This window comes from Streptomyces sp. DH10 (assembly GCF_029813805.1).
Taxonomy (GTDB): domain Bacteria; phylum Actinomycetota; class Actinomycetes; order Streptomycetales; family Streptomycetaceae; genus Streptomyces; species Streptomyces coeruleofuscus.
On record NZ_JARVKU010000007.1, the window covers coordinates 1 to 23,561 of the forward strand.

The window sequence follows — 23,561 nt, forward strand, 5'->3', positions numbered from 1 at the left end:
AACCAGTACGCGGGCGTCCGCCCGGCACTCCCCCAGCCTTCGGCCGGGGGGACCCCCAGAGCACGCACCGGACGCCGCGAGGCCCGCCCTCCGGGCGGACGACGGGACTTTGCGGACACGCCCTAGGGCCAAACGACAGGCCCTGGTCCGGGCCTGTACCGGCCCGCAATTCCCTCGTGTCCTCGGCGCTAGCGCTGGCCCCGCCCGGCCCGCAACTCCCTCGCCTGCTCGGCGCTAGCCCTGGCCCCCACCGGCCCGCAACTCCCGCGCGTGGTTCATGAACCCCGTCAGCCCCACCTCGAACGCCCGGTCCGCCCGGCCCTCGCTCACCGCCGACAGCGCCTGGGCCAGCCGTGGGGTCGGTGCCGAGGCGGTCAGTTCCCACATCGTCTCGGGGGCCGCGAGGTCGAGGGCCGAGCCGAGGACCAGGTTCTCCAGGGCGGTGAGCAGGGGCATCACATCGGCCGGGTCGAAGCCCGCGTCGAGCAGCAGCGCCACCGCCCGCTCGTACTGCTCCAGCACGCGCGGTGCCCGCACGGGGGACGTCATCAGCAGCGGGATCGCCTTCGGGTGCGCGGCGAACGCGGCGCGGTAGGAGCGGGCCCAGGTTTCCAGGGCCGTGTCCCAGGGGCGCAGATCCAGGGTCACCGGGTCGATCGCCGCCGCCACCCGCTCGCGCAGCAGTTCCACGATGCCGTCCCGGCCGTCCACGTGGTGGTACACCGAGCCGGTCTGCGCGCCCAGCCGCTTGGCCACCTGCGGCACGCTGAAGTCACCGCGCTCGTCGACGATTTCCAGCGCCGTCGTCGCGATGCGCTCGCGGTCGAGGAGCGGTGTGCGCGGCCGTCCCATGGTCGGTGGTCCCCCTGAGGTCTTCCCGGATGCCGAGGTAGAGGCTACATTGCCAAAACCGAAAGGCTTTAGATTTACCGGCCCGGTCACCACGAGCCCGTAACGGCTCCCCGGTGCTCCGGCGGCGACCCCGCACGCCCGGATCCCTCCGCATCCGCCGCTCGAAGGGCTTGCCCATGTCCGTCACCACCTCAGGGGAGCGCACCCCGCCCGCCACGGCGACCCTGCGCTCCGGCTCTCTCGGCACCTCCGACATCGCCTTCTTCGTCGTCTCCGCCGCCGCCCCGCTCACCGTCATGGCCGGAGTCGCCCCCCTCGCGATCCTGCTGGGCGGCGTCGGCGCCCCCGTCGGCTATCTCCTGGCCGGCCTCACACTCGTCGTCTTCGCCGTCGGCTTCACGACCATGAGCCGCCATGTCCGCAACGGCGGTGCCTTCTACGCGTACATCACCCGCGGACTCGGCCGTCCCGTCGGCATCGGCGCCGCCCTGCTCGCCCTGGTCGGCTACAACGGCATGGAGATCGGTGTCTACGGCCTCCTCGGCTCGGCCACCCAGGACACCGCGCACGCCCTGTTCGGCGCCGATATCCCCTGGCTGCCGATCTCGCTGGCCGGCCTGCTGCTGATCGGCTACGGCGGCTACCGCTCCATCGACTTCGGCGCCAAGGTCCTTGGCGTCCTGCTCGTCGCCGAGACCGGCATCCTCGTCCTCCTCGCCGGCGGGGTCCTGATCAAGGGCGGCGCACACGGGCTGTCCCTCGCCTCCTTCGACCCCGGCAACGTCCTCGTCCCCGGCACCGCGGCCGTCCTCGCCTTCGCCTTCGCCGCGTTCACCGGCTTCGAGTCGACCGCCATCTACCGCCGCGAGGCCCGCGACCCGCAGCGCACGGTGCCGCGCGCGACCTATCTGGCCGTCGGATTCCTCGGCCTGTTCTACGCCTTCATCGTCTGGACCGTCATCCAGGCCTTCGGCGACGCCGAGATCGCCGGGGCCGCCGGCAAGAACCCCGGCGAGCTGTTCTTCACCGCCATCACCACCTACGTGGGCGCCTGGGCGGCCGACCTGATGCACGTCTTCATCGTCACCAGCGTCCTCGCCTCGCTCCTGGCCTTCCACAACGCCATCAACCGGTACGCCCTCGCCCTTGCCGAGGAGGGCGTGCTGCCCAAGGCGCTGGGCCGCATCCACCCGCGGCACGGCTCCCCGTACGTCGCCGGCCTCGCCCAGACGGTCCTCGGCGCGGTCGTCGTCCTGGCCTTCGCGGCGGCCGGTGCCGACCCGTACGGGCAACTGCTGCTGTGGGTCAACACCCCGGGGATGATCGGCCTGTTCCTGCTCCAGCTGCTCGCCGCGATCGCCGTTCCCTGCTACTTCCGCCGGGTGCGCCACCAGGAGGGCGTGCTGCGCACGGTCGTGGCTCCCGTCGCCGCCGCCGTGCTGCTCACGACGGCCATCGTGCTGGTCGTGAACCACATCGACCTGTTCACCGGGGCGTCCCCGACCGTGAACACCGTCCTGATCGTCACGGCCCCCTGCGTCTTCGCCGCGGGCCTCGCCCTCGCCTGGTGGCTGCGCCTCAAACGCCCGCACGTCTACGCCGACTTCGCCGCCGAACCCACCGAATAGCTAAGTCGTACAAGGGAGTTCACCGCATGCCCACCGCCGATCTGGTCCTCGCCGGCGCCAAGGCCCGCACCCTCGACCCGGACCGCCCGTACGCCACCTCCGTCGCCGTACGCGACGGTCTGATCGCGGCGGTCGGCGACGAGACGGACGTACGCGACTGGTGCGGCCCGGGCACGGAGGTCGTCCGCCTGGACGGCGCGCACCTGGTGCCCGGCCTCGTCGACGCGCACAGCCACCCCGTGTGGGGGCTGGACATGGCGACCGGGACGGACCTGTCGGGCGTGACGGACCTGGCCGGACTGCGGGCCGCTCTCGCGGGCGCGGAGCGCACCGACGGATGGGTCACCGGCTTCGGCCTCGACCACAACGCCTTCGGGGGCCGTCCCGTCGACCGGGACCTGATCGAGGACGTCCTGGACGGCACACCGGCCTTCCTGCGCCTCTACGACGGCCACTCCGCCCTCGCGACCGGCCCGGCCCTCACCGCGGCCGGCGTGCACGGTCCCCGGGAGTTCGCCCAGCGCTCGGAGGTCGTCTGCGACGCCTCGGGCCGGCCCACCGGGCACCTCGTCGAGCACGCGGCGATGGGCCTGGTGGCGGAGGTTGTGCCCCGGCCGTCGTACGCGGCACGCCGGGCACGCCTGGTGGAGCTGCTGTCCGCCATGGCCGCGACCGGTCTGACCGGGGCGCACGTCATGGACGCCGGTGACCCCGAGCTGATCGGCTCCGTGGCGGTGGAGACGGTGCTGCCGGTGCGGCTGCGGTTCGCGCCCTGGTGCATGCCGGGTGCGGACCGGGACGACCTGGACGAGCTGGTCGCCCTCCAGGGCAGGGGCGGCCGGCACTGGCGGACCGGCGGGGTCAAGTTCTTCATGGACGGCACCGTCGAGGGCGGCACGGCCTGGCTGGAGCACGCCGACTGCCACGGCCAGGGCACGGACGCGTTCTGGCCCGATCCAAAGGCGTATGCCGCCGCCGTGCGGCATCTGCACGCGGCCGGGGTGCGCACGGCCACGCACGCCATCGGGGACGCGGCGGTACGGCACGTCCTGGACGTGGTCGAGGGGCTCGGGCCGGACGGGTGCGGGGTGCACCGCATCGAGCACATCGAGACCGTTCCGGACGAGCTGTTGCCGCGGTTCGCGCGGCTGGGAGTGGCGGCTTCCATGCAGCCGCCGCACACCGCGTACACCCGGGCCGACGGCACCGACGAGTGGTCCCGGCGGCTGGGCACCGGACGGGCCGGGCGCGCCTGGCGGCTGCGGGACCTGCGGGACGCGGGTGCGGTGGTGGCCCTCGGTTCGGACTGGCCGATCGCGCACTACGACGCCCGCGCCGTGCTCGCCACGGCCCGGGCGCCGAAGGGGGCGGCGTCGACCCGGGCCGGGCTGACCGGCCTGGAGGCGCTGGAGGGCTGCACCAGCCACGCGGCGCTGGCGGCGGGGGAGTCCGACGCGGCCGGGCGCATCGCTCCCGGGTTCCGGGCCGACCTGACGGCGCTGGGTCTTGACCCGGTGGCCGCTCCGGCGGACGAGGTGGCCGAGGCACCGGTGCGACTGACGGTGACTGGCGGGCACGTGGTGTATCGGGGGAAGTGAGGCACGGTGAGTCAGCCACGGGGAACTGAGGCACGGGGGGTGACGCACGGGGAACTGAGGCACGGGAGTGAGGCGCGGGCTCGCCGCCCGGGTCACAGTCTGGCGGGTACGACCTGCGGCAGTGCGTAGGGCAGCCTTCCGTACCAGACCCCGGCCACCGCGAACCCGAAGCCCAGGCAGAGCATGCCACCGACCGCATCCAGCCAGAAATGGTTGGCCGTGGCGACGATGACGACCAGCGTCAGCGCCGGGTACAGCAGCCCCAGAACCCGCACCCAGGGGATCGTCGCCAGGGCGAAAATGGTCAGGCCGCACCACACGGACCAGCCGATGTGCATCGAGGGCATCGCGGCGTACTGGTTGGACATGTGTTTCAGGTCGCCGGAGGCCATCGACCCCCAGGTCTGGTGGACCATGACGGTGTCGATGAAGCCTCCGCCGTTCATCAGCCGTGGGGGCGCCAGCGGATACAGGTAGTAACCGACCAGGGCGACGGCGGTCGTCGCGAAGAGCACCAGGCGGGTCGCCGCGTACCGGCCGGGATGGCGACGGTACAGCCACACGAGCACACCCAGCGTCACCACGAAGTGCAGCGTCGCGTAGTAGTAGTTCATACCGATGATCAGCCAAGTCACCGAGTTCACCGCCCGGTTCACCGACTCCTCGACGGCGATGCCCAGAGCGTGCTCGGCCTGCCAGATCCAGTCGGCGTTGCGCAGCGCCTCGGCCTTCTGCTCGGGCACGGCGTTGCGGACGAGCGAGTACGTCCAGTAACTCACCGCGATCAGCAGGATCTCGAACCAGAACCGGGGCCGGCGGGGGGTGCGCAGCCGGGGGACGAGACCCCGTCCCGGATCGGCCGCGACCGGGTCCGGAACGGCCGCTTTCCGGCCGTCCAGCGTCGTCACGGTCAAGTCACCCATAGGCACAAAGTCTGCCAGAAAAGCCCTGTCCCCCCGATCATCCTCCGCCCCGGTGCGGGGCGCATGTTCAGCGGCGAGATCCAGCCGCGAACCTCAGGAGCGAGCGCGGTCCCCGGGCGCCGAATCCGTCGAGCCGCGCACCACCAGTTCCGGCATGAACACGAACTCGCTGTGGGGTGCCGGCGTCCCGCCGATCTCCTCCAGCAGCGTGCGGACCGCCGCCTGCCCCATCGCCGGGACGGGCTTGCGGATCGTGGTCAGCGGCGGGTCGGTGAAGGCGATCAGCGGAGAGTCGTCGAAGCCGACCACGGAGATGTCCGTCGGAACCTCCAGGCCGCGCTGCCGCGCCGCCCTGATCGCGCCCAGCGCCATCATGTCGCTGGCGCACACCACGGCCGTGCAGTTCCGCTCGATCAGCGCCGCGGCCGCGGCCTGACCGCCCTCCAGGGTGTAGAGGGAGTGCTGCACGAGCTCCTTCTCGACGGTCTCGGCGCCCAGGCCCAACTGGTCCTGCATGGTGCGCACGAACCCCTCGATCTTGCGCTGCACAGGCACGAACCGCTTGGGCCCCAGGGCCAGACCGATCCGCGTGTGCCCCAGGGACACCAGGTGCGTCACCGCCAGGTTCATCGCGGCGCGATCGTCGGGGGAGATGAAGGGCGCCTGCACCTTCGGCGAGAAACCGTCGACCAGCACGTACGGCACGCCCTGCGCGCGCAGCCGGTCGTAGCGCTGCATGTCGGCGGTGGTGTCCGCGTGCAGCCCGGAGACGTAGATGATGCCGGCGACGCCGCGGTCCACGAGCATCTCCGTGAGCTCGTCCTCGGTCGAGCCGCCCGGGGTCTGGGTGGCCAGCACGGGCGTGTAGCCCTGCCGGGTCAGCGCCTGGCCGATGACCTGGGCCAGGGCCGGGAAGATCGGGTTCTCCAGCTCCGGGGTGATCAGACCGACCAGGCCCTCGCTGCGCTGCCGCAGCCGCACGGGGCGTTCGTAGCCCAGCACGTCGAGGGCGGCCAGCACGGACTGGCGGGTGGTGGCGGCGACGCCCGGCTTCCCGTTGAGGACGCGGCTGACGGTCGCTTCGCTCACCCCCGCCTGCGCAGCGATGTCCGCAAGCCGTGTGGTCACAGCACTGGACTGTAGCGGCCGGGGTTCCGCTTGCACACCGACGGGACGCCTGGTGCGGGCCGGCGGACGGCCCGCTGCGGGTGGCTTGGTCATCGCGGTCCCTCGAAGTCGTGGTCGGCGCCGATCCGCAACGGATGATTCCCCCGGCGGCAACGGATGGCAAGTGCTTGCAGAGTCTTGCACAACTGTCCGACTCCCCGCCGAACAGGCGGAAATCCCGGTCCCGCAAGGGTCTGGGAGAGGTCACGGCGGGATAACCATCCGCACCCCTTGCAACTTTTTGCTGCAAGGTCTTTCGCAACTCCTTCAAGCGCGGCTAATCTCACCGACGCCCGGCGGCCAACGGTGCAGTCGGCAGCACGAAACGGGCTTTCACCCTCAAGGAGAACTCATGCGGCGTGGCATAGCGGCCACCGCGCTGGTGGCGTCCCTCGCCCTGGCGGCGACGGCGTGCGGCGGGAGCGACAGCGGCGACGAGGCCGACGGCCCGGTCACCATCACCTGGTGGGACACCTCCAACGCCACCAACGAGGCGCCGACGTACAAGGCCCTGGTCAAGGAGTTCGAGGCCGCCAACAAGGACATCAAGGTCAACTACGTCAACGTCCCGTTCGACCAGGCGCAGAACAAGTTCGACACCGCCGCCGGTTCCAAGGGCGCCCCCGACGTGCTGCGCTCCGAGGTCGGCTGGACCCCGGCCTTCGCCAAGAAGGGCTTCTTCGCGCCCCTGGACGGCACCGAGGCCCTCGCCGAGCAGGACAAGTTCCAGCCCAGCCTGATCGAGCAGGCCAAGTACGACGGCAAGACCTACGGCGTCCCCTTCACCACGGACACCCTCGCCCTCGTCTACAACAAGGCCCTGTTCGAGAAGGCCGGCGTCGAGGCCCCCAAGTCCTGGGACGACCTGAAGAAGGCCGCCGCCACCATCAAGGACAAGACCGGCGTCGACGGCTACTGGGGCTCCACCCAGGCCTACTACGCGCAGAGCTTCCTCTACGGCGAGGGCACCGACACCGTCGACGCCGGCGCCAAGAAGATCACCGTCACCTCGCCGGAGGCGAAGAAGGCCTACGGCACCTGGAAGAGCCTCTTCAGCGGCAAGGGCCTGCACAAGGCCGACACCACCGCCGACGCCTACGCCCACATCCAGGAGGCGTTCGTCAGCGGCAAGGTCGCCTCGATCGTCCAGGGCCCGTGGGAGATCACGAACTTCTACAAGGGCTCCGCCTTCAAGGACAAGAACAACCTCGGCATCGCCACCGTCCCGGCCGGCTCCACCGGCAAGGCGGGCGCCCCGACCGGCGGCCACAACCTCTCCGTGTACGCGGGCTCGGACAAGGCCCACCAGGAGGCCTCGCTGAAGTTCGTGAAGTTCATGACCTCGGCGAAGGCCCAGGAGACCATCGCGCTGAAGAACTCCACGCTCCCCACGCGCGAGGACGCCTACACCGCCGAGGTCAAGGCCGACCCCGGCATCGCCGGCTACCAGGGCGTGCTGTCCTCCGCCCAGCCGCGCCCGGCGCTGCCCGAGTACAGCTCGCTGTGGGGCCCGCTCGACGACGAGCTGATCGAGATCGCGGGCGGCAAGGAGTCCCTGGACAAGGGTCTCGGCGACGCCGAGACCGCCATCGCCAAGCTGGTGCCGGACTTCTCCAAGTGACCGCCGGGTGGCCGCCGGATCCCCGGTCATGGGGGAGGGGATCCGGCGGCCACCGGCCGTGCCCGCGCCCGGGCAGCTCCCCTCCGAACTCCTTGAACCTCCAGAAGGTGCCGAACCATGACAGTCGTCATCGACCGAGCGACCGGCAAGCGGCGCGGTGAGCGGGAACCGCGACCCGGGCCGGGCCGGCGGCTGAAGAACGGCTTCCACAAGCACTGGTACGCCTACGCGATGATCGCGCCGGTGGCGGTCGTCCTCGGCGTCCTCGTGCTGTACCCGCTGGGGTACGGCCTGTACCTCACCCTCACCGACGCCACCAGCCTGAACACCGCCCGCACGATCGGTGTCAACGAGATCGACGCCACCTACAAGTTCATCGGCCTGGACAACTACGCCGACATCCTGTGGGGCCCGACGGCGTACGACCGTTTCTGGTCGCACTTCGGGTGGACGGTCTTCTGGACGGCGGCCTGCGTCGCCCTGCACTACGGCATCGGCCTCGGCCTCGCCCTGCTGCTCAACCAGAAGCTGCGCGGGCGCACCCTCTACCGCATGATCCTGGTGCTGCCCTGGGCCGTGCCGACCTTCGTCACCGTGTTCGGCTGGCGGTTCATGCTCGCCGACGGCGGCATCATCAACTCCGGCCTGGACTTCCTGCACCTGCCGACGCCGCTGTGGCTGGAGGACACCTTCTGGCAGCGGTTCGCCGCGATCATGGTCAACACCTGGTGCGGCGTGCCGTTCATGATGGTCTCGCTGCTCGGCGGGCTCCAGTCGATCGACGCGAGCCTGTACGAGGCGTCCGAGATGGACGGGGCCAGCGCCTGGCAGCGGTTCCGGTACGTCACCCTGCCCGGCCTGAGGTCCGTCAGCACCACCGTCGTGCTCCTGGGCGTGATCTGGACCTTCAACCAGTTCGCCATCATCTTCCTGCTGTTCGGCAACACCGCCCCGGACGCCCAGATCCTCGTGACCTGGGCCTACCAGCTGGGCTTCGGCCAGCAGCCGCGCGACTACGCCCAGTCCGCCGCCTACGGAATCCTGCTCCTGTCCATCCTGATCGTCTTCACCTCCTTCTACCGCCGCTGGCTGAACCGCAACGAGCAGCAGCTCGCGATCTGAGGCAGGAGTCCGAAATGAGTACGACCACCGTCGAGACCTCCGCCGCGGACACCGGGCGGCGACCCGCAGACGCCCCCCGCAAGGTCCGCCGCCGCGGCGAGCACAGCCGCGCGACCTCCCTCGTCTCGCACGCCATCCTGATCGGCGCGAGCCTGACCGCGCTCTTCCCGATCGCCTGGCTGCTCTTTCTGTCCCTCGGCCCCGACAAGGACGACTACCTCCACCCCGGACGCATCTGGGGCAAGATGACGTTCGACAACTACGCGTACGTCCTCAAGGACACCAGCTTCTTCGACTGGCTGACGAGCACACTGGTCGTCGTGCTGGGCACGACACTCATCGGCGTCGTCGTCGCCGCGTCCACCGGCTACGCGGTCTCCCGCATGCGGTTCCCCGGCTACCGGAAGCTGATGTGGGTGCTGCTCGTCACCCAGATGTTCCCCATCGCGGTACTGATCGTGCCGATGTACCAGATCCTGTCGGATCTCCAGCTCATCGACAGCTACCTTGGTCTCATCCTTGTCAACTGCACCACGATCGTGCCGTACTGCGCCTGGCTGATGAAGGGCTATTTCGACACCATCCCGTTCGAGATCGACGAGGCCGGGCGAGTCGACGGGCTGACCCCCTTCGGCACCTTCGCGCGGCTGATCCTTCCGCTGGCCAAGCCGGGCCTCGCGGTAGCCGCGTTCTACAGCTTCCTCACGGCCTTCGGTGAGGTGGCGTTCGCTTCCACGTTCCTGCTGAGCGACGACAAGTACACGTTCGCCGTCGGTCTCCAGACGTTCGTGAGCGAGCATGACGCGCAGCGCAATCTCATGGCCGCCACGGCTGTGCTGATCGCGATACCGGCCGCCGCGTTCTTCTATCTCGTGCAGAAGAACCTGGTGACCGGGCTTACGGCGGGCGGCACGAAGGGGTGACCTCCGCTCGTCGACCGGCTGCGGGTTCGTCGTGGCTGGTCGCGCAGTTCCCCGCGCCCCTTGGGGGCGCGGGTGTGGCGGCCGCGGTGCCCATCCGACCCCGCTGTGCCGCGGCCGCCTCGTCACCCACCTACCTCACGCACACATGACCACACCTCAGTTACGCATCAAGGACGACATGAGCCAGCACTCAGCTGCACCTGCCCCCACTCCCACGTCCGCCCTGGCCGTCGCCAAGCGCCGCGACTGGTGGCGGGACGCGGTGATCTACCAGGTGTACCCGCGCAGCTTCGCCGACAGCAACGGCGACGGCATGGGCGACCTGGAGGGTGTCCGCACCCGTCTGCCGTACCTGCGCGACCTCGGCGTGGACGCCGTGTGGCTCAGCCCCTTCTACGCCTCGCCGCAGGCCGACGCCGGCTACGACGTCGCCGACTACCGGGCCGTCGACCCGATGTTCGGCAACCTCCTGGACGCCGACGCGTTGATCCGCGACGCCCACGAGCTGGGCCTGCGGATCATCGTCGACCTCGTGCCCAACCACTCCTCCGACCAGCACGAGTGGTTCAAGCGGGCCGTCGCGGAGGGCCCCGGCTCCCCGCTGCGGGACCGCTACCACTTCCGCCCCGGCAAGGGGAAGAACGGCGAGCTCCCGCCCAACGACTGGGAGTCGATCTTCGGCGGCCCGGCCTGGACCCGGGTCACCGAACCCGACGGCACGCCCGGCGAGTGGTACCTGCACCTCTTCGCCCCCGAGCAGCCCGACTTCAACTGGGAGCACCCGGCGGTCGGCGACGAGTTCCGCTCCATCCTGCGCTTCTGGCTGGACATGGGCGTCGACGGCTTCCGGATCGATGTCGCCCACGGGCTGGTGAAGGCGGAAGGGCTGCCCGACCTTGGATCCCATGACCAGGTGAAGCTGCTGGGCAACGATGTCATGCCGTTCTTCGACCAGGAGGGCGTGCACGAGATCTACCGGCAGTGGCGGCTCGTCCTCGACGAGTACGCGGGTGAGCGCATCTTCGTGGCGGAGGCCTGGACGCCGACCATCGAGCGCACCGCCCACTACGTCCGCCCGGACGAGCTGCACCAGGCCTTCAACTTCCAGTACCTCAGCACCCACTGGGACGCCGCGGAGATGCGCGAGGTCATCGACCGCACCCTGGAGGCCATGCGCCCGGTCGGCGCCCCCGCCACCTGGGTGCTGTCCAACCACGACGTGACCCGGCACGCCACCCGCTTCGCCAACCCGCCCGGCCTCGGCACCCAGATCCGCCTGGCCGGCGACCGGGAGCTGGGCCTGCGCAGGGCCCGGGCCGCGACCCTGCTGATGCTCGCGCTGCCCGGCTCGGCCTACATCTACCAGGGCGAGGAGCTGGGCCTTCCGGACGTCGTGGACCTGCCGGACGAGGTGCGCCAGGACCCGGCGTACTTCCGGGGCGCGGGCCAGGACGGCTTCCGCGACGGGTGCCGGGTGCCGATCCCGTGGACCCGGTCCGGGTCGTCGTACGGCTTCGGCGACGGTGGCAGCTGGCTGCCGCAGCCGGCGGGCTGGGGCGAGCTGAGCGTCGAGGCGCAGACCGGCGAGCCCGGCTCGACCCTGGAGCTGTACCGGGCCGCACTCGCCGTGCGCCGTGCGCAGCCCGACCTCGGCGCCGGCTCCTCCGTGGAGTGGCTGCGGGCGCCCGAAGGCGTGCTCGCCTTCCGGCGCGGGGAGTTCGTGTGCGTCGCGAACACCACCGGCGAGTCGGTGGCGATGCCGGCCTACGGCCGAGTGCTGGTCGCGAGCGGAGAGGTCGTCGAGGTCGACGACGAGGCCAAGGTGCCGGCCGACACCACGGTGTGGTGGAGCACCGCGATCACCGCCTGATTTTTCCGTTGAATTCCGCACGGCCCGCTGCCCTTCGGGGCGGCGGGCCTTTAACATCTGCGTCACCGCAAGGTTTCTGAACCTTGCAGCAAGAACCTTCAACGAAGAAGGAAACCCCACATGGCACGCAGACACCTCTCCGCCGCCGTCGCGCTCGCCGCGGCTGCGGTTGTCATGAGCCCGACCAGTGCGCAGGCCTCCCCACCTGGCACCAAGGACGTCACCGCAGTCCTCTTCGAGTGGAAATTCGCCTCCGTCGCCCGCGAGTGCGCCAACACCCTCGGACCCGCCGGATACGGCTACGTCCAGGTCTCCCCGCCCGCCGAGCACATACAGGGCCCGCAGTGGTGGACCTCGTACCAGCCGGTCAGTTACAAGGTCGCCGGCCGGCTCGGTGACCGCGCGGCCTTCCAGAACATGGTGAACACCTGCCACGCGGCCGGTGTGAAGGTCGTCGTCGACACGGTCGTCAACCACATGTCGGCGGGCAGCGGCACCGGCACCGGCGGCTCGCCGTACACGAAGTACGACTACCCCGGCCTGTACTCCCCGTACGACTTCGACGACTGCACCTCCAGGATCGGCAACTACCAGGACCGCTGGAACGTCCAGCGCTGCGAGCTGGTGGGCCTCGCCGACCTCGACACCGGCGAGAACTACGTCCGCGGGGCCATCGCCGGATACATGAACGACCTGCTCTCCCTCGGCGTCGACGGCTTCCGCATCGACGCCGCCAAGCACATGGACGCCGCCGACCTCGCGAACATCAAGTCCCGGCTGACCAAGCCGTCGGCCTACTGGAAGCAGGAGGCCATCTTCGGCGCCGGCGAGGCCGTCCAGCCCAGCGAGTACACGGGCAACGGCGACGTCCAGGAGTTCCGCTACGCCTACGACCTCAAACGGGTCTTCAACAACGAGAACCTCGCCTATCTGAAGAACTACGGCGAGGGCTGGGGCTATATGAGCAGCTCGGTGGCCGGCGTCTTCGTCGACAACCACGACACCGAGCGCAACGGCTCCACGCTCAGCTACAAGGACGGCGCCACCTACACCCTGGCCAACGTCTTCATGCTGGCCTGGCCCTACGGCGCGCCCGACATCAACTCCGGTTACGAGTTCACCGACCACGACGCCGGCCCGCCGGGCGGCGGCCAGGTGAACGCCTGCTGGCAGGACGGCTGGAAGTGCCAGCACAACTGGCCCGAGATCAAGTCGATGATCGGCTTCCGCAACGCCACCCGCGGTGAGGCTGTCACCAACTGGTGGGACAACGGCGGCGACGCCATCGCCTTCGGCCGGGGCGGCAAGGGCTTCGTGGCCATCAACCACGAGTCGGGCTCCCTGACCCGGACGTACCAGACCTCGCTGCCGGCGGGGACGTACTGCGACGTGCAGAACAACACCCCGGTGACCGTCAGTTCCAGCGGGCAGTTCACGGCGACCCTGGGCTCGAACACGGCCTTGGCGATCCACGCGGGGAAGCCGAGCTGCTGAAAGTTCTTTCCAATGATTTCAGGACTCTTGCTGTAAGCGTTTCGGCGGCGATACGGTCGCGCGGGGTCGGACCCGTGAGAGCCGCAATCGCAAGGAGTCCACGTCAGTGATACCGAGATGGCCGGCGCCGCCGAGGCGCCGAACCGCCCATGCCGGACGGGTCGCTGCGGTCACCGTGACCGCGCTGGCCGCAGCGCTCGTCCAGCCCCTCACGGCGCGGGCGGACACCCCACCGCCGCCCCCGTCCGACGCGAGGCTCGCCGCCGAGCCCGCCCGCCACGACGCCACCCGCGAGCAGTTCTACTTCGTCCTGCCGGACCGCTTCGCCAACGGTGACCCGCGCAACGACAAGGGCGGACTGACCGGTTCGCGCCTGTCCACCGGCTACGACCCCACCGACAAGGGCTTCTATCAGGGCGGCGACCTCAAAGGCCTGACCAAGAAGCTCGACTACATCAAGGGCCTCGGCACCACCGCCCTGTGGATGGCCCCGATCTTCAAGAACCAGCCCGTGCAGGGCACCGGGGGGAACGCCTCGGCTGGCTACCACGGGTACTGGATCACCGACTTCACCCAGGTCGACCCGCACTTCGGCACCAACGAGGACCTCGAGACCCTCATCGACAAGGCCCACGCCAAGGGCATGAAGGTCTTCTTCGACGTCATCACCAACCACACGGCGGACGTCGTCGACTATGAGGAGAAGTCGTACGACTACCTGTCCAAGGGCGCCTTCCCGTACCTGACCGAGGACGGCGAACCCTTCGACGACGCCGACTACGCGGACGGCACGCGGAAGTTCCCGGCCGTCGACGCGGACTCCTTCCCACGCACGCCGGCCGTCCCCGCCGCGAAGAGGGACGTCAAGGTCCCGTCCTGGCTCAACGACCCGACGATGTACCACAACCGCGGCGACTCCACCTTCGCCGGGGAGAGCTCCGAGCACGGCGACTTCTCCGGCCTCGACGACCTCTGGACCGAGCGTCCCGAGGTCGTCAAGGGGATGGAGAGGATCTACCAGCGCTGGGTGCGGGACTTCGGCATCGACGGCTTCCGGATCGACACCGTGAAGCACGTCAACATGGAGTTCTGGACGCAGTGGGCCACCGCCCTGGACGCCTACGCGGCCAGGCAGGGCCGCGACGACTTCTTCATGTTCGGCGAGGTCTACTCGGCCGACACGGACGTCACCTCCCCGTACGTCACCCGGGGCCGCCTCGACGCCACGCTCGACTTCCCCTTCCAGGAGGCGGCCCGCCAGTACGCCTCGCAGGGCGGCAGCGCGCAGAAGCTCGCGAGCGTCTTCGGCGACGACTACAAGTACACGACCGGCAAGGCCAACGCGTACGAGCAGGTCACCTTCCTCGGCAACCACGACATGGGCCGGATCGGGTACTTCCTCAAGCAGGACGACCCGAAGGCCACCGACGCGGAGCTGCTCAAGAAGGGCAAGCTCGCCAACGAGCTGATGTTCCTCAGCCGCGGCAACCCCGTCGTCTACTACGGCGACGAGCAGGGCTTCGCCGGAGCGGGCGGCGACAAGGACGCCCGGCAGAGCATGTTCGCCTCCCGCACCGCCGACTACCTCGACGACGACCGGATCGGCACCGACGACACCCACGCCGAGGACGCCTACGACACGAAGGCGCCGCTGTACCGGCAGATCAGCGCCCTCGCCCAGCTCCGCAAGGCCAACCCGGCCCTCACGGACGGCGTCCAGCAGCAGCGGTACGCGGCCGACGGGCCGGGTGTGTACGCCTTCTCCCGCACCGACGCCAAGAGGGGCATCGAGTACGTCGTCGCCGTCAACAACGCGGAGGAGACGAAGACGGCGACGTTCGCGACCGGTTCGGCGGGCATGGCCTTCAAGGGCATCCACGGCACCGACGCCTCCCTGAAGAGCGACGGCGACCGGAAGCTCACCGTCACCATCCCGCCCGGCTCGGCGATCGTCCTCAAGGCGGCCGGCAGGCTCGCCGCGCCCGCCACCGAGCCGACGATCACCCTGAAGGCCCCGGCGGCCGGCGCCACCGGCACCGTGGAGCTCTCCGCCGATACCGACGGTGGCCGGCTCAACCGCGTCGTCTTCGCCGCCCAGGTCGGCAACGGCAAGTGGCGGACCCTCGGCTCCGCCGACCACGCCCCGTACAAGGTCACCCAGACCATCGCCGAGGACGTACCGCCCGGCACGGCCCTGCGCTACAAGGCCGTCGTGGTCGACTCGGCCGGCCGCATCGCGAGCGCCCTGGCCGCCTCCACCACCGGAATCCCGCCCGTCGCCCAGCCGCCCTCCGCGTCCTCGCGCGACTACGCGATCGTCCACTACAAGCGCGCCGACGGGAACTACGCCGACTGGGGCCTGTACGCCTGGGGCGACCTCGCCGAGGGCGAGGCCACCGAGTGGCCGAAGAGCCACCCCTTCACCGGCCGGGACGCCTACGGCGCCTTCGCCTGGGTCAAGCTCAAGCCCGGCGCCTCGAACGTCGGCTTCCTCGTCATCGACAAGGACGGCACCAAGGACGTCGCCACCGACCGCACGATCGACGTCACCAAGACCGGCGAGGTCTGGATCGAGCAGGGCAAGGAGACCGTCACCACCGAGCGGCCCGCGTACCCGGCGCCCGACAAGAGCAAGGCCGTCCTGCACTACCACCGGGCCGACGGGAACTACGACGGCTGGGGCCTGCACGTGTGGACCGGCGCCGCCAACCCCACCGACTGGTCGAACCCCCTGAAGCCGGTCAAGACTGATACCTATGGTGCGGTCTTCGAGGTACCGCTCAGCGACGGTGCCACCAGCCTCAGCTACATCCTCCACAAGGGCGACGAGAAGGACCTGCCCGCCGACCAGTCGCTCGACCTCCGGGCGAGCGGCCACGAGGTGTGGCTGTTGAGCGGCCAGGAGAAGTACCTGCTCCCGCAGCCCGCGGGTACCTCTGCCGCGCTCGACCTGACCACGTCCAAGGCGGTCTGGATCGACCGGAACACCCTCGCCTGGAACGGCTCCGAGGCCGCCGCCTCCACCCAGCTGCTGTACAGCCGGGACGGCTCGATCGCGGTCAAGGACGGCGCCCTGACCAGCGACGACGAGAGGTGGCTCCGTCTGTCCGAGAGCACCCTCACCGATGCCCAGAAGGCGAGGTTCCCGCACCTCAAGGAGTACGACGCCTGGACCGTCGACCCGCGCGACCGCGATCGGGTGCGTGAGGCCCTGCGCGGTCAGGTCGTCGCCACGCAGCGGGCGATGAGCGGGGCCGTGCTCGCGGCGACCGGCGTGCAGATCGCCGGCGCGCTCGACGACCTGTACTCCGGCGCGACGAAGGCCGACCTGGGGCCGACGTTCTCCCGCGGCCGCCCCGCGCTGTCGGTGTGGGCGCCGACCGCGCAGTCCGTGGCACTGGAGATCGGCGACTCCACCGTGCCGATGAAGCGCGACGCCGCCACCGGCGTCTGGTCCGCCACCGGCCCGGCGTCCTGGAAGAACAAGCCCTACCGCTACGTCGTGAAGGTCTGGGCGCCCACCGCCCGCAAGGTCGTCACCAACAAGGTCACCGACCCCTACGCGGTCGCCCTGACCGCGGACTCAGAGCGCAGTCTCCTGGTCGACCTGGACGACAAGGCCCTCAAGCCCACTGGCTGGTCGACGTACACCAAGCCCAAGGCCGTACCGCTGCGGGACGCCCAGATCCAGGAGCTGCACATCCGGGACTTCTCCGTCGAGGACAGGACGGCCAAGCACCCCGGCACCTACCTCGCCTTCACCGACAAGGCGAGCGACGGCTCCAAGCACCTGCGCGAGCTGGCGAAGGCGGGCACCTCGTACGTCCATCTCCTGCCCGCCTTCGACATCGCCACCATCCCGGAGAAGAAGTCCGGGCAGGCGACCGTCGACTGCGACCTCGCCTCCTTCCCGGCCGACTCCGACAAGCAGCAGGAGTGCGTCGGGAAGATCGCCGCGAAGGACGCCTACAACTGGGGCTACGACCCGTACCACTACACGGTCCCCGAGGGCTCCTACGCCACCGACCCGGACGGCACGGCCCGCACGGTCGAGTTCCGCGAGATGGTCAAGGCGCTCAACGACGACGGCCTGCGGGTCGTCATGGACGTCGTCTACAACCACACCGCGGCGAGCGGTCAGGCCGAGACGAGCGTCCTCGACCGGATCGTCCCGGGCTACTACCAGCGGCTCCTCGCCGACGGCTCGGTGGCGAACAGCACCTGCTGCGCCAACACCGCCACCGAGAACGCCATGATGGGCAAGCTGGTCGTCGACTCGATCGTCACCTGGGCCAGGGAGTACAAGGTCGACGGCTTCCGCTTCGACCTCATGGGCCACCACCCGAAGGCCAACATCCTCGCGGTCCGCAAGGCCCTCGACGCGCTCACCCCTCAGAAGGACGGCGTCGACGGCAAGAAGATCATCCTGTACGGGGAGGGCTGGAACTTCGGGGAGGTCGCCGACGACGCCCGGTTCGTGCAGGCCACCCAGAAGAACATGGCCGGCACGGGCATCGCCACCTTCTCCGACCGGGCGCGCGACGCCGTGCGCGGCGGCGGCCCCTTCGACGAGGACCCCGGCGTGCAGGGCTTCGCGTCCGGCCTCTACACCGAGCCCAACTCCTCGGAGAACAACGGCAGTCCGGCCGAACAGAAGGCCCGCCTGCTGCACTACCAGGACCTGATCAAGGTCGGCCTGTCCGGCAACCTCGCCGGCTACCGGTTCACCGGCACCGGCGGCAAGGAGGTCACGGGCTCCGAGGTCGACTACAACGGCTCACCCGCCGGATACGCGGACGCCCCGGGCGACGCCCTCGCCTACGCCGACGCCCACGACAACGAGTCCCTCTTCGACGCGCTCGCCTTCAAGCTCCCTGTCACGACCAGTGCGTCCGACCGGGCCCGTATGCAGGTCCTGGCCATGGCGACGGCCACCCTGTCCCAGGGTCCGGCCCTCTCCCAGGCGGGCACCGACCTGCTCCGTTCCAAGTCCCTGGACCGCAACTCCTACGACAGCGGCGACTGGTTCAACGCCGTGCACTGGAACTGTGCCGACGGCAACGGCTTCGGCCGCGGACTGCCCATGGCGGCCGACAACGCCGGCAAGTGGCCGTACGCCAAGCCCCTGCTGAGCAAGGTGAAGGTGGGTTGCGAGCAGATCGAGGGCGCCTCGGCGGCGTACCGGGACCTGCTGCGGATCCGCACCGCCGAGCGGGACTTCTCCCTCGGCACCGCCGAGCAGGTGCAGTCCCGGCTCTCCTTCCCGCTGTCCGGCAAGGACGAGACGCCCGGCGTGATCACCATGCGGCTCGGTGACCTCGTCGTCGTCTTCAACGCCACGCCCGAGCGGCGGGAACAGCGCGTCCCCGCACTCGCCGGCACCGGCTACCGGCTGCATCCGGTGCAGGCTGCGGGGGCGGACCCTATCGTCAAGTCGTCCTCCTACGCGGCGGAATCGGGCACGTTCGCCGTTCCGGGGCGCACGGTCGCCGTCTTCACCCGGGCCGCCGCATAACCGCACTACGTTGGGCGGGCAGGCCGCGACCGGCGGTCTGCCCACCCACGTACGCCCCGAGGGGCAGTCGAGATGCACGGCAACGGCAGGCAGCAGACCCAGGGCACCACCGTGCTGGTCGTGGACGACGTCGCGGCCAGCCGGTACGCCATGGGCGCCGTGCTGAGCCGGGCCGGCCACCAGGTCGTACCGGTCGCCAGCGGCGGCGAGGCGCTCGTCGAACTCGACGTCCGGCTGCGCGACGGCACCCTGCCCGACGTGGCCCTCGTCGACGTGGGCCTGCCCGACATGAGCGGCTTCGAGCTGTGCCGCCGGGTCCGGGCCCGGCCGCCCATGGCCGCGCTGCCCGTCGTGCACTTCTCCGCCGCCGCGACCGCGCCCGGCGACCGGTGCCGGGGACTGGACGCGGGCGGCGACGCCTATCTGACCGTGCCCGCCGAACCGCAGGAGATCCAGGCCGTCGTACGGGCCGCCGTGCGCGGGGCCCGCCGCAGCACGGGCGCCGAGACCGCCGTCCACCGTCTGACGCTGCTGTCCGAGGCCATCGTCACCGTGCAGGCCGCCCGCTGCCCGCGGGAGCTCGCCGCCGCGGCCGCCGAAGGCGCCGCACACCTCACCGACTCGCCCGCCGCGGTGTTCGTGACAGGCCCGGACGGTGAGCCGTACCTGGGCACGGCCCGGTGCCGCCCCGCACCGGCGGACAGCGGCGCTCACCAGGCGGCGGCACGGCTGGTCACCCGGCTCGCGGAGGGCCGTACGGGCGTCACCAGCACCGTCGTCCCCGCGCCGCTGTGGCCGGCCGGGATCTTCCGGCCGGGCGTCGAGGAGGACGCCCGCCTGACCGTGGCGACCGCCCAGGACGGCCGGACGGTGGTCTGCCTCGCCACTCCCGTACGGCGCGCCGCGATCACCGACCCCGCGGCCGACGGGCTGCTCGCCCGCCTCGCCCAGGCCTGCGCGCTCGCCGCCGAGCCGCTGCTGCTGTACCGGGTGGAGCGGCATGTCGCCCTCACCCTCCAGCACAGCTTCCTGCCCCAGCCGCACAAGCTGCCGCACCTGCCCGGCGTCGACATCGTCGTCCGCTACGTGCCCGCGTCCCGGCAGACCGAGATCGGGGGCGACTTCTACGCCGCCCTGCGCACCGGCGAGGGCGTGCTCACCGCCGTCGGGGACGTCGTCGGGCACTCGCTGGACGCGGCCACCGTCATGGTCGAGATCCGGCACGCGCTGCGCGCCTACTGCGTGACCGAGAGCGACCCGGTGGTCCTGGCCGGGCGGCTCGACCGGATGCTCCAGCAGTACCACCCCGACGTCACGGCCACCGTCTGCCTGGCCCTGGTCGATCCCGGCAGCGGGCGGGTGCGGATCGCCAACGCCGGTCACATCCCGCCGCTGATCCTGCGCGACGGGGGCGGTGCCGAGTACGTCGACGCCTGCGGTCCGCTGCTCGGGCTGGGCCTGGAACGGCCCGCGCCGACCGAGCGGCACCTGGCCCCCACCGACCGCCTCCTCATGGTCACCGACGGCCTCATCGAGACCCGCGGCACGCCCCTGGAGACCTCCATGGAACAGCTCCGTACGGCCGCCGCCGACGCCCCGGCCGGCCTCGAAACCCTCTGCGACGTGCTGCTCGGCTGTTTCGGCCGGGACCGGGAGGACGACATCGCGATGCTGGCGCTGCGGTTAGGGTGAGCCCGATGGCCGCCTAGAACAGGAGTGCTCATGCCGCAGATCACCGTCGACTACTCCGCCGACCTCGCGGACGACTTCGACCGGCCCGGGTTCGCGAAGGCGCTGCACCAGGCCACGGTCGAGATCGCGGCCGCCAAGCCGGCGGCGTGCAAGACCCGGTTCCGCCGGACCGAGGACGTCGTGGTCGGCCCCGAGACCGAGGGGCACGCCCATGTGCACGTCCACATCGCGCTGCTCGCCGGCCGCACCGAGGAGACCAGGGCCCGGCTCACCGAGGCCACCCTGGAGCTGCTGCGCACCCACCTGAAGGCCACCGGGGGACGCGTGCTGCACGCCTCCGCCGAGGTGCGCGAACTTGACGCGTCCTACCGGAAGTTCGAGAGCTGATCGGTCTCAGGCCGGCGCCACCGGAAGTCCGGGAGCTGAGCCGTCTCAGGTCGCCAGCGCCAGCAGGCGGCCGGCCAGGGTGGCGAACGGGCCGTCGGCCGGTTCCTCCTGGGCGATGCGGCGCAGCAGGGCGGCCATCTCCGCGTCCTGGGCGGCGCTGACGGCGGTGAGCGCGGCGAAGTCGTGGACGAGCTGGACCTCCAGCTCGGCCCGCGGGATGCGCCGGCCGTCCAGCCAGATCAGCGCCGTCGACTCGGCGAGCGAGATCCAGGAACGCACCACCAGTTCCAGCCGCGCGGGCGGATCGGTCACGCCCAGGTGCGAAAGGATCTGGACATACGCGGCCTGGCGTACGGAGTCGATGAGCGCGTTGGTCGTCGAGGAGCCGACCGCCGGGCCGCCGCGCATGAGGGCGGAGAAACCGGGGCCGTGCTCCTCGACGAAGTCGAAGAAGCGGCGCATCACACGCAGCAGCCGCGCCCCGAGCGGCCCCTCGTGCGGCTCCACGAACCGGGCCGCGAGATCGTCCGAGGCCCGCTTCAACGCGGCCTCGTACAGGCTGAGTTTGCCGGGAAAGTAGTGGTAGACCAACGGGCGTGAAATGCCCGCGGCCGACGCTATCTCGTCGATGGAGACCTCGTCGGGCGAGCGGCGGCTGAACAGTTCGAGGGCGACGCCGATCAACTGCTGCCGCCGCTCCTCGACTCCCAATCTGCGGCGAACCCCGGTAGTCATGCGAACACCTTACCGATCGATTCCGGCCTCGAACGGATCGGATCGGTCCGGGATCGGTCGGGGATGGTCACCCAGGGGCGGGGGCGCTTCAGCCGCCGCTCAGCGCAGCCCACCGATCGGACGCCCGTCCCGCAGCGTCCCCTTCAGCTCGGCCCGCGCCCCCTGCTCGGCCGGCACGGTCAGCAAACTGGTCTGCGATGCCCCGCCGACCCCGCCCGTCGCCCGGATCGACGCGGTCTCCCGGCTGCCGGCGGCCAGCAGATACCAGTCACCCGCCTTCGACTTCCACAGCACTCCGGCCAGCACGTGCGGCTCGCGCGCCCCGCACGCCAGAACGTTCTCGGCCTTCGCCGCCACCGCCCCGTACCTCCCGCCCGGCGTGTGGAACTGGGCCAGCACCCGCGCCCCGCCGCCCCGCCAGGTCTCGGCCCGGGTGCACACCCACGCGGCCGAACCGCTCGCGTCCGGCAGCGGCTGCTCGTTGAACGCCCAGGCGTTGACGCTCCGCACCCCCGCGGAGCGCACCGTGCCCAGCGAGCAGGCGAACGGCCCCCAGGTGCGCAGCGCCTCGGCTCCGGACGCCTCGCCCGGGGAGCCGGGCCGTCCGGCGGTGAGCCGGGCCGGGACCAGTTCGCCGAGGTCGGTCAGCAGCCGCGTCTTCGTGCCGTCGGTCAGTTGCAGCACGTTCCACGACGTGCACGCGTCGGCCCGCAGGGCCGGGCTGGCCAGCGGCGCGGTCACGCCGTCGGTGAGGGCCAGGTCCATCGCGCCGGAGCCCGGCTTCGTCAGGTCCCGCTCGCCGGCCTTCTTCACCCAAGGGGCGGTCAGATAGCGGACGTTGCCGTCGGCCCGGCCGAGGACCACCGCGCCCGCCTCGGCCCGGCCCGCGCCGTCGACCCGGGCGAAGTCGAGGGCGGCGCCCTGCGTGCCTTCCTTGGGCTCGGCGTACCGGGCGATGCGCAGACCGTCGTGGAGGATCACCACGCGCGCCGCGTCGACCGTCCCCGCGTACAGCAACTGGGGCGGTCCGGCCGGGCCGCCGGACGGAGTGCCCGGCGTCGCGGACACCCGGACCGTCTCGCCCGGGCGGGCCCAGACGGCCAGGGCGCGGCGCAGCAGGGCCGAGTCGCCGGTGAGGTCGCCGCGGGCCGGCCACACCGAGAAGTCGGTGCGCGCCGAGCCCCGCCACGCGGTGGGGGAGACCCTGGTCAGCTTCGCCGGGTCCAGGGCGGCCTGGGCGGCCGGGTTCCGCGCGTACGGCGGCGCGGCGGCACCGTCGGGGCCCCAGCCCTCGCCGGGCAGACCCAGCAGCGCCCCGCACACCAGCAGGGCCGCCCCGGCGGCCAGCGCGGCCTTCAGGTGCTGGCGGCGCCGCATCAGGTCGGTGGGGCGGGCCTGGAGCGAGCACGGGTCGAACTCGGGGGAGTCGAGCAGTCCGTACTGCGCGGGGATCCCGTCGGCCTCCAGCAGCGCACCGTCCGCGTCGGCGACCCCCGCGGCCGTGAGCACCTCGCGTACGCCGTCGTCCGTCAGCCGCTCCAGACCGCGCAGCGCGTACGCGGCCCGGGCCGGTCCTGACAGGGTGGACAGCCGCTGGTCCAGGGCGAGTTCGTCGGCGCCGCCGGACCGCGGGAACAGCTTCAGCCCCCACACCTGCGGCAGCACCGGCGGCAGCTGGGACCGCTTCGGCCAGGCCCTGCGCTTCACCGGCAGCCCCGCCTCCAGCGCCGTACGCAGTACCTGGAGACGGACCAGGGCGTAGCCCGGGTCGCCGTCACGGCCGGTCGACTGGGCCGGGATCACCGGCGCCGGTGTGCGGTTGCGGGGGAGTGCGCGCTGGGTCAGGGCGTGTGCGGTGAGGACGCGCCTGCTGCGGCCCAGGCCCGGCGGCAGCACCAGATAGGCGAGCCGCACGAGCCGTGGATAGTGCTCGACGAGCGCGGCCTCGGCCTGCTCGACATCGACGACCGGGCCGGCGGGGGAGGGGGGCGCGGGGCGCTGGGCGACATCCTGTGACTGCACGTTCAGCAGAAC

General features: G+C 71.1%; 15 protein-coding genes. 10 read left to right on the top strand and 5 right to left on the bottom strand.

The genetic code is table 11. From position 1 onward, the window contains the following. Positions 1-234: 234 nt before the first annotated feature. On the bottom strand, positions 235-852 hold the full coding sequence (locus QC385_RS16475; protein ID WP_279542085.1) for a TetR/AcrR family transcriptional regulator: 618 nt from the start codon (positions 850-852) through the stop codon (positions 235-237). A 176-nt stretch (positions 853-1,028) separates the two neighbouring features. Between QC385_RS16475 and QC385_RS16480 the strand changes: the two genes are divergently transcribed. Together QC385_RS16480 and QC385_RS16485 are read left to right on the top strand one after the other, a co-directional pair. Continuing rightward, entirely contained in the window at positions 1,029-2,480 is a 1,452-nt protein-coding gene (locus QC385_RS16480; RefSeq protein ID WP_279542086.1) for an APC family permease, read from the top strand. 26 nt (positions 2,481-2,506) lie between these two features. Next, entirely contained in the window at positions 2,507-4,078 is a 1,572-nt protein-coding gene (locus QC385_RS16485; protein ID WP_279542087.1) for an amidohydrolase, read from the top strand. Between the two features lie 92 nt (positions 4,079-4,170). Here QC385_RS16485 and QC385_RS16490 read toward each other — a convergent pair whose 3' ends face one another. Next, positions 4,171-5,001, bottom strand: a complete 831-nt coding sequence (locus QC385_RS16490) for a phosphatase PAP2 family protein (RefSeq protein WP_279542088.1) — start codon at positions 4,999-5,001, stop codon at positions 4,171-4,173. A gap of 93 nt (positions 5,002-5,094) precedes the next feature. After that, the gene (locus QC385_RS16495; protein ID WP_279542089.1) at positions 5,095-6,129 is read right to left on the bottom strand and encodes a LacI family DNA-binding transcriptional regulator; all 1,035 of its coding nucleotides are present in this window, start codon (positions 6,127-6,129) and stop codon (positions 5,095-5,097) included. Between the two features lie 391 nt (positions 6,130-6,520). Here QC385_RS16495 and QC385_RS16500 point away from each other — a divergent pair, with 391 nt between their 5' ends. From QC385_RS16500 to QC385_RS16535, 8 genes are all read left to right on the top strand, one after another. After that, the gene (locus QC385_RS16500) at positions 6,521-7,789 is read left to right on the top strand and encodes an extracellular solute-binding protein (protein ID WP_279542090.1); all 1,269 of its coding nucleotides are present in this window, start codon (positions 6,521-6,523) and stop codon (positions 7,787-7,789) included. A 117-nt stretch (positions 7,790-7,906) separates the two neighbouring features. Then, entirely contained in the window at positions 7,907-8,911 is a 1,005-nt protein-coding gene (locus QC385_RS16505; protein WP_279542091.1) for a carbohydrate ABC transporter permease, read from the top strand. 14 nt (positions 8,912-8,925) lie between these two features. Continuing rightward, complete coding sequence (locus tag QC385_RS16510) at positions 8,926-9,834, top strand: sugar ABC transporter permease (RefSeq protein ID WP_279542092.1); 909 nt, start codon at positions 8,926-8,928, stop codon at positions 9,832-9,834. A 178-nt stretch (positions 9,835-10,012) separates the two neighbouring features. Continuing rightward, a complete protein-coding gene (locus QC385_RS16515) occupies positions 10,013-11,704 on the top strand; it encodes a glycoside hydrolase family 13 protein (RefSeq protein WP_279542093.1) in 1,692 nt (563 codons plus the stop codon). Positions 11,705-11,824: 120 nt separating this feature from the next. Then, entirely contained in the window at positions 11,825-13,198 is a 1,374-nt protein-coding gene (locus QC385_RS16520) for an alpha-amylase (RefSeq protein ID WP_279542094.1), read from the top strand. 106 nt (positions 13,199-13,304) lie between these two features. Continuing rightward, positions 13,305-18,713: a pullulanase-type alpha-1,6-glucosidase gene (gene pulA, locus QC385_RS16525; RefSeq protein WP_279542095.1), complete on the top strand. Its 5,409-nt coding sequence runs from the start codon at positions 13,305-13,307 to the stop codon at positions 18,711-18,713. Between the two features lie 72 nt (positions 18,714-18,785). Then, positions 18,786-20,405, top strand: a complete 1,620-nt coding sequence (locus QC385_RS16530) for a fused response regulator/phosphatase (RefSeq protein ID WP_279542096.1) — start codon at positions 18,786-18,788, stop codon at positions 20,403-20,405. Between the two features lie 30 nt (positions 20,406-20,435). Next, on the top strand, positions 20,436-20,792 hold the full coding sequence (locus tag QC385_RS16535) for a 5-carboxymethyl-2-hydroxymuconate Delta-isomerase (RefSeq protein WP_279542097.1): 357 nt from the start codon (positions 20,436-20,438) through the stop codon (positions 20,790-20,792). A 45-nt stretch (positions 20,793-20,837) separates the two neighbouring features. Here the strand turns inward: QC385_RS16535 and QC385_RS16540 are convergent, their stop codons facing one another. Both QC385_RS16540 and QC385_RS16545 read right to left on the bottom strand, forming a co-directional pair. Further along, positions 20,838-21,527 (bottom strand): TetR/AcrR family transcriptional regulator, encoded by a 690-nt coding sequence (locus QC385_RS16540; protein ID WP_279542098.1) that lies wholly within the window; start codon positions 21,525-21,527, stop codon positions 20,838-20,840. Positions 21,528-21,626: 99 nt separating this feature from the next. After that, positions 21,627-23,549, bottom strand: coding sequence for a hypothetical protein (locus QC385_RS16545; RefSeq protein ID WP_279542099.1), 1,923 nt, complete (start codon positions 23,547-23,549; stop codon positions 21,627-21,629). Between the last annotated feature and the right edge of the window lie 12 nt (positions 23,550-23,561).